The sequence below is a fragment of the Rothia nasimurium genome, assembly GCF_928381415.1.
In the GTDB taxonomy this organism is placed as follows: Bacteria; Actinomycetota; Actinomycetes; order Actinomycetales; family Micrococcaceae; genus Rothia; species Rothia nasimurium_H.
Genome location: NZ_CAKMSF010000058.1, coordinates 1 through 230, shown reverse-complemented (window position 1 = coordinate 230; position 230 = coordinate 1). Strand labels below are relative to the sequence as shown.

The following is a 230-nucleotide window of genomic DNA, read 5'->3' as shown; positions in this document are numbered from 1 at the left end:
GGGACTGTCAGGAAAACGGTGTAAACCCTCCCAACCCCAACAGGAGAAAATAACACCATGACAACAGAACACCAACTCGCCCAAAACCTCATCACCCAAGCCAAAGAACAAGGCCTAGACCTCAGCAGCGACACCCTACTCAAAACCCTCACCCAAGACATCATCCAAGCTGCCCTCGACGAAGAACTCACCGACCACCTCGGCTACCCCAAACACGCCGAAAACCCCAA

At 53.5% G+C, this 230-nt stretch carries 1 pseudogene; it reads left to right on the top strand.

Features of this window, described 5'->3' with window-relative positions:
- Positions 1 to 57 precede the first annotated feature (57 nt).
- Positions 58 to 230: pseudogene (locus L7A20_RS11945) on the top strand (IS256 family transposase); the annotation flags it as partial.